At 69.2% G+C, this 13,428-nt stretch carries 14 protein-coding genes and 1 pseudogene; 5 read left to right on the top strand and 10 right to left on the bottom strand.

What is annotated here, in order from left to right:
• Window positions 1–1,070: esterase/lipase family protein (locus ACWCSU_RS48505; RefSeq protein WP_449943450.1), on the bottom strand; the 1,070-nt coding region annotated here is incomplete at its 3' end.
• 875 nt (window positions 1,071–1,945) lie between these two features.
• Between ACWCSU_RS48505 and ACWCSU_RS48500 the strand changes: the two genes are divergently transcribed.
• Entirely contained in the window at window positions 1,946–2,605 is a 660-nt protein-coding gene (locus ACWCSU_RS48500; RefSeq protein WP_449943463.1) for a hypothetical protein, read from the top strand.
• A gap of 136 nt (window positions 2,606–2,741) precedes the next feature.
• On the opposite strand, the pseudogene ACWCSU_RS48495 reads toward ACWCSU_RS48500, so the two are convergent.
• Window positions 2,742–2,837, bottom strand: a pseudogene (locus ACWCSU_RS48495) (hypothetical protein); the annotation flags it as partial.
• A complete protein-coding gene (locus ACWCSU_RS48490) occupies window positions 2,834–2,965 on the bottom strand; it encodes a hypothetical protein (protein WP_449943447.1) in 132 nt (43 codons plus the stop codon). The gene ACWCSU_RS48490 and the pseudogene ACWCSU_RS48495, both read right to left, overlap by 4 nt.
• A gap of 116 nt (window positions 2,966–3,081) precedes the next feature.
• On the opposite strand from ACWCSU_RS48490, the gene ACWCSU_RS48485 reads away from it, so the two are divergent.
• Window positions 3,082–3,255, top strand: coding sequence for a helix-turn-helix domain-containing protein (locus tag ACWCSU_RS48485; protein ID WP_449943445.1), 174 nt, complete (start codon window positions 3,082–3,084; stop codon window positions 3,253–3,255).
• Here the strand turns inward: ACWCSU_RS48485 and ACWCSU_RS48480 are convergent.
• The 3 genes from ACWCSU_RS48480 to ACWCSU_RS48470 all read right to left on the bottom strand — a co-directional run bounded on the left by ACWCSU_RS48480 (window position 3,234) and on the right by ACWCSU_RS48470 (window position 5,776).
• A complete protein-coding gene (locus ACWCSU_RS48480; protein ID WP_449943442.1) occupies window positions 3,234–4,277 on the bottom strand; it encodes a hypothetical protein in 1,044 nt (347 codons plus the stop codon). The two genes, ACWCSU_RS48485 and ACWCSU_RS48480, sit on opposite strands and share 22 nt — an antisense overlap.
• 10 nt (window positions 4,278–4,287) lie before the next feature.
• A complete protein-coding gene (locus ACWCSU_RS48475) occupies window positions 4,288–4,695 on the bottom strand; it encodes a hypothetical protein (RefSeq protein WP_449943439.1) in 408 nt (135 codons plus the stop codon).
• Window positions 4,696–5,134: 439 nt separating this feature from the next.
• Window positions 5,135–5,776, bottom strand: a complete 642-nt coding sequence (locus ACWCSU_RS48470; protein WP_449943436.1) for a hypothetical protein — start codon at window positions 5,774–5,776, stop codon at window positions 5,135–5,137.
• Window positions 5,777–6,098: 322 nt separating this feature from the next.
• Between ACWCSU_RS48470 and ACWCSU_RS48465 the strand changes: the two genes are divergently transcribed.
• Together ACWCSU_RS48465 and ACWCSU_RS48460 are read left to right on the top strand one after the other, a co-directional pair.
• Entirely contained in the window at window positions 6,099–8,240 is a 2,142-nt protein-coding gene (locus ACWCSU_RS48465; RefSeq protein ID WP_449943433.1) for a GAF domain-containing sensor histidine kinase, read from the top strand.
• Entirely contained in the window at window positions 8,218–8,856 is a 639-nt protein-coding gene (locus ACWCSU_RS48460; protein ID WP_449943430.1) for a response regulator, read from the top strand. Before ACWCSU_RS48465 ends, ACWCSU_RS48460 begins: the two co-directional genes overlap by 23 nt.
• Window positions 8,857–9,187: 331 nt before the next feature.
• Here ACWCSU_RS48460 and ACWCSU_RS48455 read toward each other — a convergent pair whose 3' ends face one another.
• The 4 genes from ACWCSU_RS48455 to ACWCSU_RS48440 form a co-directional block, all read right to left on the bottom strand.
• Window positions 9,188–9,358, bottom strand: coding sequence for a hypothetical protein (locus ACWCSU_RS48455; RefSeq protein WP_449943427.1), 171 nt, complete (start codon window positions 9,356–9,358; stop codon window positions 9,188–9,190).
• Window positions 9,359–9,401: 43 nt separating this feature from the next.
• Window positions 9,402–9,902 carry a hypothetical protein gene (locus ACWCSU_RS48450; protein WP_449943424.1) on the bottom strand — a complete coding sequence of 167 codons (501 nt, stop codon included), beginning with the start codon at window positions 9,900–9,902 and terminating at the stop codon, window positions 9,402–9,404.
• A gap of 170 nt (window positions 9,903–10,072) precedes the next feature.
• Window positions 10,073–11,161, bottom strand: coding sequence for a M20 family metallopeptidase (locus tag ACWCSU_RS48445; RefSeq protein ID WP_449943423.1), 1,089 nt, complete (start codon window positions 11,159–11,161; stop codon window positions 10,073–10,075).
• A 17-nt stretch (window positions 11,162–11,178) separates the two neighbouring features.
• Complete coding sequence (locus ACWCSU_RS48440) at window positions 11,179–12,195, bottom strand: LacI family DNA-binding transcriptional regulator (protein ID WP_449943420.1); 1,017 nt, start codon at window positions 12,193–12,195, stop codon at window positions 11,179–11,181.
• A gap of 203 nt (window positions 12,196–12,398) precedes the next feature.
• On the opposite strand from ACWCSU_RS48440, the gene ACWCSU_RS48435 reads away from it, so the two are divergent.
• Window positions 12,399–13,379 carry a substrate-binding domain-containing protein gene (locus ACWCSU_RS48435; RefSeq protein ID WP_449943418.1) on the top strand — a complete coding sequence of 327 codons (981 nt, stop codon included), beginning with the start codon at window positions 12,399–12,401 and terminating at the stop codon, window positions 13,377–13,379.
• Window positions 13,380–13,428: the final 49 nt, after the last annotated feature.

The raw sequence follows: 13,428 nt of genomic DNA, 5'->3' as shown, positions 1-13,428 counted from the left end.
GGGACGAAGCAGTGCCCGGCGATCGGATTGTCGACGTCCAGGCCGAGACCGGTGGCTTCGGCGATGGCGTTGAGCGCGTCGGCGAGGATCTTGAAGCCGGCCAGGATGCCGCCCGGCGCGCCGTCCACGCACGGAACGCCCGGCGCCTGGACCTCGATGACGTCGGGCGTCACCAGGCGAAGCAGGCCGGCCAGGGTCTCCGGCGCCTTGGGCTGCGTGCGCAGGTCGGTGCCGGTGATGAGGTCGCCGGTGCCCAGCAGCGCGCTCTCCCCGGCGCCGGTGCCGTTGCCCGCCCCGTTGCCGGCGCCGTCGGCTACGGCGAGCAGGCGCGGGATGCGCGGCCAGCCGCCGACGGACTCCAGTTCGCGCAGGAACTGCGTGCGCAGCGGGTCGACGCCGGGCACGCCGTCAGTGCCGGGCAGGTGCCAGGCCAGCAGCTGGCGGGCGGCCGAGCTGTTGAACAGGTCGGCGAAGCGCGCGTCGTAGGCGTTGATGTGGTGCGCGAACGCCTGCAGCGAGATCGGCACGTAGGCGCCGCGGTGCGGGGTGTCCCAGGAGAAGTACACGCCGACCTGGTGGTCGATGCGCTGCCTCTCCATCCGGGCCAGGGCGTAGCGGGTGACCAGGCCGCCCATGCTGAACCCGCCGGCCAGCAGGCGGGTGCCGCCGAGCCGCTCGGCGGCGGCGCGGTGGATCGCAGCGGTGGCGGTCTGCGCGTTGTCGAGGATGGAGGCGCCGCGGTCGTCGTAGCCGATGATGACGACGTCGCGGCCGCGCCGGCGCAGCTCGCTGATCAGCGGGAAGGCGCGCCGCTCCAGGCCGTCGTAGAGCTCGTCGATGTCGCTGGGCCCGGCCCCGAAGCCGTCGGCCAGGAGCACCGGTCGCGTCAGGCCCTGGTTCCGCTCGCCGTAGTACACCCACGCGGTGCCGCCGGGCAGCGGCCAGCGGTCGCTCCACTCCGCGGCGGGTGGAGCGGTGGTGGTGGCGCCCGCCCTGGAGCTGGCGCTGGATGACAGGACGACCGGCGGCGCGGCGCTCAGGGCGCTCACGATCTGCTGTTTGTTGATCACCCCAGAGTTATCACCATCAGTGGTCACACAGACACCTAAAGCTATGACCTCGACCGGCTCCCGGTTTGGTTCGCACAGGACCGCGGCAGCGAGTCCACCGGCCGGCCGAGAACACCGCGACGTAACGATCCGGTTGGCCAGGACGAAGCGCCCTCGCGCCCAAAGCCGCCTCCAGACTTCTGTCGGCGTCCGCGATCGCCTGCCGCCCCGTAACAACAGGAGGCAGCCGTTCACTGAGCACGACGTCGACGCGCCGTGCGGGCACAAGGCCGCCGGCCCGTGACCAGCCGGACGCCGGCACATCCACCCCGAGCAACGCGCGCCCCTGACTCACCCTCAGCCTTCGGTAGGGGCGACAAGAGCGCTCCGGACCGATCGAAAGGACTGGTGCGGCACGAGGGCAGGCCGGCGTTCGAAGGTCAGGGCGCGCACTCACGCACCCCGGCGTGGCTGGAGTGCGTCGCCGAGACGGCACGGAGGGGGACAGGAGCCGCAGGTGCCGTCTGGTGAGTCACGCCGAGTCCATTGGGATATCCACCCACCGACAAGGAAGCACAGGCAAGCAGCCTCGTCGGCCACGCCAACGCTCAGGGGCACGAAGTCAGAGGCAGGGCAGGGCAGCGCCTGCCCGAGCGTGCTGGAGGCGTTGAGGTAGCGCAGCAGCAGAACATTCACGGTGTTGACCAGCTTGACGACCGGGGCAGTGCTTGCTGTTGACCGCTTCCTGAGCATGGTCCGCACAAGGGTCCGCCAGAGACGGCAGCAAGGCCAGGATCGGCGCAAGCGCGCCCGTCTCCACTGCTCCGGTCAGCCACACCCGCAGGCAAGCACACGACGACCGCGAACCTCCGCCCGAGGAGTACGGCGAGGGGGTGATGTCCCTGGCGGTGCGCGGCCTGGAGCCCAAGACCCTCGCTCCGTACATGTCGGGATGGCGCAAACGCGTGGTCCCCGCTCTTGGACACCTGGGCGTACGGATGATCACCAACGGTCTTGTGGACCGGGTCGTGCACGGATGGATCGCGGACGAATGCAGCCGCTCCACGGTGAAGAACAGCCTGGCCATCCTGGTCCGCGTCATGGAGCAGGCCGTCCGGGACGGCATCATCGACCGCAACCCTGCTCGCGTGACGGGCTGGCAGCACGAGTACAAGCGGGCCGAGGACGAGCTGGACGACCCGCGAACGCCGGCGCTGCCCAACCGGGCGGCACTGGAACGGCTGGCACAGGCGCTTATAGAACGCTCCAGAGGCAAGTGTCAGGGCTGGGGAGACATCGTCATCTTCGCGGCATGCACGGCCGCGCGCATCGGCGAGGTCTCCGGCGTCCGGGTCGGCGACATCGACACTGACGATCCTGAAGTTCATCCATGGCGAGCGGCACCTGCGCAAGGTCCTGACCGAGTACGAACACCATTTCAAGCATCATCGCCCGCATCAGGGCCGCACCCTTCGCCCTCCGCTGCACGACCCCAGCGAAGTGATCGACGTAGCCACCCGGATCCACCGCCGGAGGACCGTCACCGGGCTGATTAGCGAGTACCGCAGAGCAGCCTGACCATCCGGCAAACGGCCAGCTCAACAGCAGTGTTCGCGTTTTGGCACCGCACACGCCCGGGTTGAGTACGGCTTCGCGTCCTCCTTGGATCACCATGCTGGTGCCTGACAGTTGCAGGCTGACGAAGGCCGAAGGTTCGAGGTCGTCGCGCACCAAGGGCCGGGTCCGGTGCACGGTCGTGGCGTTGGAGCGTACCGAGCAGATGTTCAACGGGCCGAGTTGGTGATGGCGCCCACGGCCGAGATGCGCTCCTGGTCCGGGTGGTGATCGATCTCCACCCGGACGACCTGACGCCAGATGTCCTCCCGGATCGCCTCCGCCCGGTCCTCGGGAGCCACGGCGCTGGCACAAGGAGAAAAGAATGGCGCAGAGCGAGTCAGGTCGTGGAGGCGTTCTCATCGTAACTTCGACCGCGAAAGGCATGAAGGGCGCGGGATGAGCCGAGGAGCGTGGGATGGACGCCATGGATCCCGTCGAGGGCGAGTCGCCGACGACGATCTTCGGGGCGTTGTTGCGCAGCTTCCGGCACAGGGCGAAGCTGACCATCGAGGAGCTGTCGTACGCCTCCGGCGTGAGCGCACGTGCCATCAGCAACATGGAGGAGCATCAGAGCCCGCAGGGGACGTAGTAGGTAAGGGGCTGTGAGACGACGGTGCCGTTGGAGCCGAGGATCTCCAGCCGCCACGCGCCCAGCCCGTCCCCGGGAGCAGTCCACGTTCGTGTCACGTTCTGGCGGCCGGGGCTGTTGGTGCTGATGAACGACATGGGCGTCCACGGGTCGCGAACCCAGTCGGCGTCCAGACTCTCCTGATGCGCCCAGGCGTAGGCCATCTCGCCGATCTTGTTGCTCTCGATGTAGCCGTCCAGCTTGAACTTGAAGGCAGCCCCGGTTTTGCAGTTGCCGGCGGTGCGGGTCATGGAGGTGAACTCCGCTTTCACACAGACCGTCCGGAAGTACAACGCGCTTTGGTCGTTGTTGGGGCTGTCGATCTGCAACTCGACATCGTTCCAGGAGTTGCCTGGCAAGGGAACGCGTTGAAGGGGCGTGCTGACGGTCTTGGTGCCTGGTTCGGTGAACACGACCTCGCGCTCGCCGGCGTCCACGCCTGGCAGCGGCTGCTCCCAGCCGTCCAGCCAGCGGTAGCGGACGGTCTGTGCGATGGGAGAGCTGATCTGCGCGCTGACCGTGTGCACGACGTCGGAGCCGCAGCGCCCGATGTAGTCTTTCGCGGGCTGTATCTGCGGTGCGCCCAGGACGGGGTCGGTGCAGCCGATCTCGTACGGGACGACTGCTGTCGTCGTGTTGGCGCCGGACACCCTGATGGTCAGGCTCTGCGGGCCCGTGCCCCGGTACATCTTGATGGGAGAGGTGCTGACCGTCTTCGTGCCGGCCTCGGTGAAGACCACCTGGCTCCAGTCCCACGTGCCCCAGGCCCAGCGGAAGCTCACGGTGCCCGGGCCGTCGGCGGTGATCGCGATGGTGGCGGTGAACGGCACCCCTGCCCAGCACAGGCCGTTGTACGAGGGCGGTTCCATCCCGATCGGCGTCGCCGAGACCGTCGGGCTGTCGGCCAGTGCGTCGGCCTGAGCCGGAACCACTCCGGCCAGCAACAACACGACCGCCGATATCAGAACTCTCCATACGCGCATATCTCATCCTTTACAGGGAGGCGATGCCAATGTTTTCGCTGCGGGGGCTTGCAGCGCATTGGGAACTGGGTTGGACCGAACCCGCCTCCCCCGGGAGGCGGGTCAAGCCGCCGTATTCGAAGCGACAGCCCTTCAGGCCGAGGATCTCGACGATCTGGTCGCGGACGTGCTCGACCATCGCGTGGGCTCCCGCGGATGCCTGGGCAAGTTCGGCGGTCTCGTAGATGTGCTTCAGGTAGCCTGCGCTGATGATGGTGACCACCCGCATGCGGCGGGCGTAGGCGGCGAGCTGTGAAACCGCCACGCCCACGACCAGGACGAGGGCCACACTGGTGTTCGGCAGGCTGTCACGCCACGGCAGCAGTACCGCCGAGACGATCAGCCACCGACGCGATGAGGTCCCTACTCGGATAGCCACGCACTCCTCCACCCCCTTGGGCCATCTCCCCAGGTCAAACCTCAACCTCATAACCGGGGCCGATCTGAAGGAATCGAGGCAGCCTGACCACAGGAGGCGAGCTCGGTGTCGGAAGGGGAGGTAGGGCAGTCAGTTTCAGCCCTGCCGCTGATCCTGCTGCCCGCGATGAGAGCCCCGTACTGCCTGTGCCGCCGGCCAATGCCCTCTGCGGTGCTGAACACCCAAGCTCGGCAAGCCGCGGCCGCAGTGGGCGTCGACGTCGGCAACAGCCGCGCCGCCATGGTGAACGCATCAGCAGCACGGCGGCCGTTCGATTCAATGCCAAGATAGGCGATTTGGCACAGAATCAACTCGCCGCCGCACGCGGCACGATCGCGACCATGTCCGGCACCGCCGGATGACTGCTCGCCGCCAGAACCAAGCGGGCGCCGCCTGAAACTCATGGGGACAGGGCGTGTGGGTCCTTGGCCCCGCCGCGCCACTCGATGTCTGACATGCGCAGCACGCGTAGTGCGATCCAACCGTAGGCGGCCAGGTGCAGCAGGGCACCGGTGGACTGCACGACGGACGCCTGCGCCATGGTCACGAACGGCACGACAGTGCCCGCGAGCGCAGCGACCGGCACCCACCAGGGCACGACCTTGACCACGGCCAGGGTCATCAGCAGCGTGAGCAGGGCGATGTGCAGCCCGAACCCAGGCAGGAGCATGCCGTACACGAAACCCCACAGCTCGTTGGCCTGTCGGGTGACCTCCTCGGCCTGGGCGTCGGGCAGCGCCTGGGCCAGGGCCAGGTCATAGAAGTCGGTGGTGAACAGCGTCAGCCCGAGACCGGCGCCGACCAGTCCGAGCGCGGTCCCGATCCCGCTCACCGCAGGGGCGCGTTCGCGCAGCAGGTGCCCCATGGCCAGCACGACCGGGATGAGGCTGAGCACCGCCCAGACGTAGAGCAGCGCACTGACCTGCACCGCCGTCGCGTTCGCGCGGAAGATGCCGGGATCGTGATGAGTTGCCGGGGGCGTGGTCAGGAAGGCCAGGAACTCCAGCACCGGCCAGGCGAACAGGGCGAGGCCGGCTGCCACCCGGCGAAACTTGTCAGGATTCTTCAGCACCCGTTCAGCAAAGCCGGAACCGGTCCTGCATCGCCTGGGCTCTGGTCCTGTTCGGCCAGGAAGAATGTCCCCCATGCCCTAGGACGGTCCGCCACGTTCAAGGACACGGTCCATGCGCTTGCCCGGCGTCGCGGCGCGACATGTTCACCGTCCAGGGCTCTTGCTGCGCATCGATCAGGTCACGTCCGCGCCGCCCGGCGGTCGGCACCGGAAAGTCCGCCTTGTCCTGGGACAGCGTCCCAGCCGGCTGGGCTCATGAGCAGATAGCGTGTGGCGACTGATCGGAGGGGTAGTGACGGCGGCTGCGGGAGAACCGGAACCGGCGGTCAAGGCCGCGGGACGGGCCGCGTGGTGGTGGTGCACGTTCACCCTGGCTCTGGCGGCGACAGCCCTCACGCTGGCCGTCGCCAACGGTGGCGGTCCGATGTCGGTCCCGCATCTGCTGTTCGTGACAGCCTGTGCCTTGGTCGGCGGCCTCATCTGCGCACGACGCCCCGGGCACATGGTCGGGCGGTTGCTCGCGCTGACCGCCTTCTGCTTCGCGCTGTACGAAGCCTGCGGACAGTACGCGATTCTCGGCCTGATCACCCACCCCGGACTGCCGTTCGCCGCGGCACTGGCCTGGCCTCAGACATGGCTGTGGGTTCCGGCCAATGTCGCGGCGACCCTGATCCCGCTGTTCTTCCCCGGCGGGCGGCTCTCCTCCCCCGCCCTACGCCCGCTGATCGCGGCGTCGGTGGCCACCGCGGCCGCCGCCGCCGTGGTGAGCGCACTGAGCCCCGGGAAGAACGCCCAGGTAGGGCTCGGCGACGGAGTGCCCAACCCGTTCGGCGTACCGGGTCTGGCCGCTGTCGCGCCGGTGGTGGAGCGCGTGCTGGTCGCGCTGCTCCCGGTGGTGTTCGTCCTGGGCGCCGCGGAGCTGGGCATGCGGGTGCTGCGCAGCGGCGGCGCACAGCGCCGCCAGGTCGCATGGCTGCTGTACGGCGCCGGGATCGAGGCGCTGGTGATCGCGGCCAGGCTGACGGCAGGGCTCACCGACGAGGTCCCCGACGCCGCGTGGCCCGCCCACGACCCGGTGTGGGAGTCGATCGCCGCCCTGGGCGCCGGACTCATCCCGGTCACCATAGGTGTGGCAATCCTGCGACACCGGCTCTTCGACATCGACATGGTGATCAATCGCACCCTGGTCTATGCGCTGCTGTCGGGCTGTGTGACTGGAGGGTACGTTCTCGTGGTCGGCTATCTGGGCGCGCTCTTCCCCACCCAGGACCTGCCGGTCTCGGTCCTGGCCGCCGGGCTGGTGGCGCTGACGTTCGCGCCGCTGCGCCAGCGCCTGCAGAGCTGGGTCAACCTGCTGACCTACGGTGAGCGCGACGACCCGTACGCCGCGCTCACCCGGCTGGGCCGCAGGCTGGAGAACACCGCCGGCCCCGACGCCGTGCTGCCCGGCATCGCCAAGTCGATCGCCGAGGCGCTGCGCCTGCCGTATGCGGCGGTGGAAACCGCCCAGGGCGCCCGGTACGCGTACTCGCCGAACGACCCGGCACGACCGAGCGACGCGAAGCAGGTACGGCTGCCGTTGACGCACAATGGCGAACAGGTCGGCGGCCTGATCCTGCTGCCCCGGTCGGGCGACAGCGGCTTCGGCCCCCGCGATTTGCGCGTCCTGGCCGACCTGACCCGGCAGGTCGCGGTGGCCGTGCACACCGTACGCCTGACCGCCGACCTGCGTCGCTCCCGCGAGCGATTGGTCATGGCCCGCGAGGAGGAGCGGCGGCGGCTGCGGCGTGACCTGCACGACGGGCTCGGCCCGACCCTGGCTGCGCTGACCATGCGGGCCGATGCGGCGCACGACCTGGTGAGCGACGAGCGGGCGCGGCTGCTGCTGGCCGATATCGTCGGCGATGCCGAGGCCGCGCTGGCCGACGTGCGAACACTGGTGGACGGGCTGCGTCCGCCCGCGCTTGATTCGTTGGGGCTGGCCGGGGCGTTGCGCGCTCATGCGGCCCGGCAGCCGTCCGGGCTGCGTGTGGACGTGCACGCCCCGGACGACCTGCCCGCCCTGCCCGCCGCCACGGAGGTGGCCGCCTACCGGATCGCCACCGAGGCCCTGGCCAACACACATAAGCACGCCGGCGCCACCTGGGCACAGCTGCGTGTCGAAATCGCCGGCGAGCGGTTGCATCTGGAGATCAGCGACGACGGCTGCGGGATCGGACAGCACCCACCTGCCGTCCCGGCCGCTGCGCCGCCCGATCCTGGGGTGGCCGGCCCAGCAGGATCAGGGGTCGGGCTGGCATCGATGCACGAACGGGCCACCGAATTGGGCGGATCCTGCACGATTGAGGAACGCCCCGGCGGCGGGACCCGGGTGCGGGTCGAACTGCCCGCCGGGCAGGAAGGGAGCGACGATGATCAGAATCTTGGTGGTTGACGATCACCCGGGGTTCCGGGCCGGGTTGCGGACGCTGCTGGCGGGGGCCGACGAGATCGAGGTCGTCGATGAGGTGGGCAGCGGGGAGCAGGCGCTCGCGCTGGTCGGACGTGCTCAGCCGGATGTGGTGTTGATGGACCTGGACATGCCCGGGATGGGCGGAATCGCGGCGACCGAACTGCTGGTCCGCGACCATCCCCATGTCAGGGTGCTGGTGCTCAGCATGTCCGACGACGACGACTCGGTGTTCGCCGCCGTCCGGGCCGGGGCCCGCGGCTATGTCCTCAAAGGGGCCCGTAAGGCGGAACTCGTACGTTCGGTGCAGGCGGTGGCCGACGGCGGCGCCGTTTTCGGCCCCGCCCTCGCCTCCCGCCTGGCCGGCTACTTCACGAGCGATCGGCCCGAGCCGGAGCTGCCCGGCCTGACCCAGCGAGAACGCGAGATCCTCGGCCTGATCGCCGGACACCTGACCAACCCACAGATCGCGGCCCGGCTCGGGCTGAGCCAGAAAACGGTCCGCAACCACGTCTCGGCCATCTTCACGAAACTGCAGGTGGCCGACCGGTCACAGGCCATCATGCGCGCACGGCAAGCAGGTCTGGGCGTGACCCCGTAGCGATCTCCACAAGCTCGCCCCTGTCCGGACGGCCCCGCAGACCTCGGGGCCAGGGCGAGCCGTTCCGGTCCAGCGGCCACACTGCCGAACTGGACGACGACGAGGCCTACCAGGACGGCTTGTACGGCTGGCTGACCTGCCCGCTGGAGGACGGGCATATCGAGACCAGCCACCAGCTCGCCGTGAAGACGGCACCGACAGGATCCCCTGCGCTCTCACGCGCCCGGGGCGAGATCCGGCCGAGTGTAGGTGGGCATGGGCCGCTCTGAGTTGCCCGGTCTGTCGAACTGCTCGGTCCACATGTCGACATCAGCGGCTCCGAAATCACCGTTCACCGCCCTTCGTGGTCGCGTTCGACCCGCGCGCTGAAGGAGCGCTGTCGCAGGGTTCTCGCCAGGCGATCGGTGTAGGCGTCGAGTTGGTCGGGGGTCTCCGACCAGGGCGGGCCGGCATGGTCGCGGTGGTACAGGGCGATGATCTCAGCAGGGTCGAGTCGTGTCATGAATGCGACGTCCCTTTCCGGAGCCGCGCGATGGGCACGATGGTCAGTGCGGCCGCTGCGGCCAGGAGGACGAAGGCGAGGCGGAAATCGGCCATGGCGTCGCGCAGGATGCCCACGAGCATGGGGGCCAGTGCGGCGCAGCCGTACCCGACAAAAACGCCATCGCGCTGATTCTGCCCGCCTCAGCGGAGTCGCGGCTGACCGCTACTGGCACAGTCAGCACCAGGGTGAACAGGCGGCCGTGCCCGACGCCCAAGGCGAGGATCCACAGCCAGGTCACCGTAGTGGGCCCGAGGGCCAGGCCGGTGAAGCCGAGCGCGGTCAGCGCCGCCGTCAGCGCGAGCCCCACACGCAGGTCGCGCCGTTCACCGAGCACTGTCAGTACGGCCAGCATCGCGACCACCTGGATGCAGATCATCACGGTGAGCAGCGTCCCGGCTCCGGCGCCGAGCCCGTTCTCCTGGAGCAGGGGAACGACCCAGGCCAGCTCGCAGTAGTACAGGGCGGAGTTGGCCGCCGACAGCGCGGTCACCCGCCAGGCCACACCACTACGCCAGGGCAGCCCCGTGGTGAGCGGCCCCGCCGAGCCGGTCCCACCAACGTATGTTCAGGTCGCCGATTCGCTTCGGATCCGTGACCGGGTCCGGGACGGTTCTCAGCAAGGCCATGACCTGGCCGGATGACATTATCGGCAGGCTCAGAGCCGTCATACGATCAGGCGAACCGCGCAAGGGCGGCGGTGTAGATCTCGACAGCCTCCTCGATGCGGTAGACCGTGCAGTACTCGTCAGTGACGTGCGCCTGCTCGGGCTCACCCGGGCCGCACACGACCGTGGGCGCCCCGCCACAGGCGGCGGTGAGGATCGAGGCGTCGGTGAAGTAGCTGGCGGTCGGGCGGTCGCCGGGCGCACGCGCTCCCGCCTCGACCAGGGCCCGGACGAAGGGATCGTCCGGGTCTGTCCAGATCGCGGGCAGGTCCACGAGCACGCCGAGGGTCGCCTCGCCGCCGAGCGCGGCCTGCAACCGCTCGCGAAGTCGCCCGTGGTCCTGACCGGCGACGGTGCGTAGGTCGATGGTCACGGCGGCCAGGTCGGGCACGGAGTTCACGTTGATCCCGCCGCGCACGGTTCCCACGTTCACCGTGCACGGACCGAGCCAGGGGTGTTCCGGCACCCCGGGATCGAACTTCTCGACGACGCCGATCACGCGGGCGAGTTTGTAGATCGCGTTGTCCCCCAGGTGCGGCATCGAGCCGTGCGCCGTTGTGCCTCGCGTGGTCGCCTCCAGCCAGAGCGCGCCCTTGTGCCCGAGCAGCACCCGGTTGGCTGTCGGCTCGGCCACGAGCAGGGCACGCGACCTGCCCACCAGCCCCTCGGCCACCATGCCGACCGCACCCTCGCAGCCGGTCTCCTCGCCCACGGTGAAGATTAGCTCCAGGGCGGCCTTCGGCCCGGTGCGGCGCACGTGCCGCTCGGCGGCTATCACCAGCGCGGCGACGCCGGCCTTCATATCGCTCGAACCGCGCCCGTACAGGCGATCGCCGTCGATCTCCGCGTCGTGCGGTGCGTGCCGCCAGGCCTGCCCGCCCAGCGGCACCGTGTCGAGGTGCCCGGTCAGCGTCACCGGCTCGCCTGTCCCCCAGCGGGCGACCAGTCCGGTGCGGCCGGGCGCGTACTCGTGCGTGCGCACCGCGAAACCGGCCTTCGACAGCCGTCTCGCGAGCGGACCGGCCATCGCAGCCTCGCCCCCACCCACCGAGTCAATCCTGATCAGCTCGCGCGTCAGTTCAACCGCCTCGTTCACGATGCCTCCTTCGTCACTTACTCTGCGACGCCGGCCGTCACCGGTCGGCTGGTCTGCCGTACGACGAGCCTGGGAGCGATGGCGATGCGCTGTGCGGGCCGGGGGTCGCCCGCCTTGACCTGGCCGAGCAGGCGTACGGCCTCCGCCGCCATCTCCTCCACCGGCTGGCGCACGGTGCTGAGCGGCGGGTCGCACATCGTCGCGTGTCCCACGTCGTCGAACCCCACCACGGCCACATCCTCGGGGACGTGCACCCCGCCGAGCCGCAGCGACCGCACCAGGCCCACGGCGATCTCGTCGTTCGCGCAGACGACCGCGTCCGGCAGCCGGCCGGCGTCGAGCAGCCTTCGCCCAGCCTCGACGCCCCATTCGACGGTGAACTCACCCAGCATCGGCGGCAGGACCTCCACGCCGGCCCGCGCCGCGGTACGTTCGAACCCGCTGAGCCGCAAGCGGGCGGAGGAGTTCACCAGCCGGCTGCCCGCAAAGGACACCGAGCGGGCCCCGCCCGCGATCACGTGCTCGGCCGCCAGGGTGACCCCGGCCTCGTCGTCCACGCCCACCCAGTCGGCCCCGCCGCCCTCGATGTGGCGGTCGACCTGCACCAGCGGCACCCGGCGGGCCGCGTCCAGCACCGCGGGGACACTGGCCTCGATGTCGCACGGGCTGATGATCAGTCCGTCCACACGCCGGGCCAGCAGCGTCTCCAGCCTCCGGGCCTCCACCTGTGGACTGTACTGGGACGCGCACAGCAGCAGGTCGGTGCCGGAGTTCTGCAGCTCGCGCTCCACGGCCTCGACGATCGTGGTGAAGAACGGGTTGCTGATGCCCGGGACGACCATGCCGATGGTGCCGGTGGTCTGGTCGCGCAGCGCTTTAGCGACCGCGTTCGGCTGGTAACCGAGTTCGGCGACGGCGCGCGCCACCCGCTCGGCGACCTCGGGCGTGACCTTGCGCCGCCCCGAGAGGGCACGGGAGGCCGAGGCCACGGAGACGCCGGCCGCTCGTGCCACGTCGTGAATTGTCACGCCCATCGTGTAATCGATTTCCCTTGATCTTTACTATCAATCGACCTTGCCGAGCGTGTCGCGGCCAGGATCACGGGCAACACTAGAGGTTCTGCAGGGAAAACGCACCCTTGACGTGCCTTTTTAGGCGAACTAGCATGCCCGAAACCCGGGTAATCGATTACCCAATCGATCTCACTCCTTCCCGCCCCCCGAAAGGCTCATCTCTCATGGCACGATCCACGAGGTTCATCCGCCTGACAGCGGCGACGACGATCCTGGCCACCGGACTGCTGTCGGCGGCCTGTGGCGGTTCAGACGACTCCGGCTCTTCCGGGGGCTCCGGCGGGGACCGGCCGCGGGTCGGGCTCGTCCAGATCAACCAGCAGGCGATCTTCTTCAACGAGATGAACGCCGGCGCCCAGCAGGCGGCGAAGGAGGCCAACGTCGATCTCACGATCTTCAACGCCAACGACGACGCGGCCAAGCAGAACGAGGCCATCGACAACTTCGTCCAGCAGCAGTTCGACGCGGTCATCGTGGTCGCCATCGACGTCGAGGGCATCAAGCCCGCCGTGAAGATCGCCAAGGACGCCGGGCTGAAGGTCGTCGCCGTGGACGCGATCGTCGACTCGCCCGCTGTGGACACCCAGGTGGGCGTGGACAACGCCGCGGCGGCCCGGCAGGCGGGCGACTTCGTCAACAAGTGGGCACAGGCCCAGGGCCTGACCGCACCAAAGATCGGCGTTGTGGGCGCGCTGAACTCCTTCATCCAGAACATCCGCAAGGACGATTTCAACAAGACCGTCGAGGGCGCCGACGCCAAGATCGTGCAGACCGTCGACGGGCAGAACAAGCAGGAGACCGCGATGACGGCTGCGGAGAACCTGCTCACCTCCCGCTCCGACATGAACATCGTGTACGCCACGGGCGAGCCGGCCCTGCTCGGCACGGTCGCCGCGGTGAAGTCGCAGAACGCGGCCGACCGGGTCAAGGTCTTCGGCTGGGACCTGACCAAGGAGGCCATCAACGGCATCGACGAGGGGTTCGTCGCCGGGGTGGTCCAGCAAGACCCGAAGACCGAGGGCTACGAGGCTGTCAAGGAGGCCAAGGCCCTGGTCGGCGGCGCCCAGGCAAAGAAGAAGATCGACGTGCCCGTGACGATCGTGACCAAGGACAACGTCGACCCGTACCGCGCCACCTTCAAGTAAGCGGCGAAGGGATTCACATGACGGACCAAGAGCCGGGTCGCGTTGATCG

This window comes from Nonomuraea sp. NPDC001699, assembly GCF_053596455.1.
The sequence above is the reverse complement of the archived record's forward strand: the minus strand, read 5'-3'. Positions and strand labels throughout refer to the sequence as shown.

Coding starts and splice junctions, on each gene's coding strand:
- ACWCSU_RS48500 (WP_449943463.1), top strand. CDS start 1,946: ATGTCCCTGGCGGTGCGCGGCCTGGAGCCCAAGACCCTCGCTCCGTAC.
- ACWCSU_RS48485 (WP_449943445.1), top strand. CDS start 3,082: ATGGACGCCATGGATCCCGTCGAGGGCGAGTCGCCGACGACGATCTTC.
- ACWCSU_RS48480 (WP_449943442.1), bottom strand. CDS start 4,277: ATGCGCGTATGGAGAGTTCTGATATCGGCGGTCGTGTTGTTGCTGGCC.
- ACWCSU_RS48460 (WP_449943430.1), top strand. CDS start 8,218: ATGATCAGAATCTTGGTGGTTGACGATCACCCGGGGTTCCGGGCCGGG.
- ACWCSU_RS48455 (WP_449943427.1), bottom strand. CDS start 9,358: ATGACACGACTCGACCCTGCTGAGATCATCGCCCTGTACCACCGCGAC.
- ACWCSU_RS48440 (WP_449943420.1), bottom strand. CDS start 12,195: ATGGGCGTGACAATTCACGACGTGGCACGAGCGGCCGGCGTCTCCGTG.
- ACWCSU_RS48435 (WP_449943418.1), top strand. CDS start 12,399: ATGGCACGATCCACGAGGTTCATCCGCCTGACAGCGGCGACGACGATC.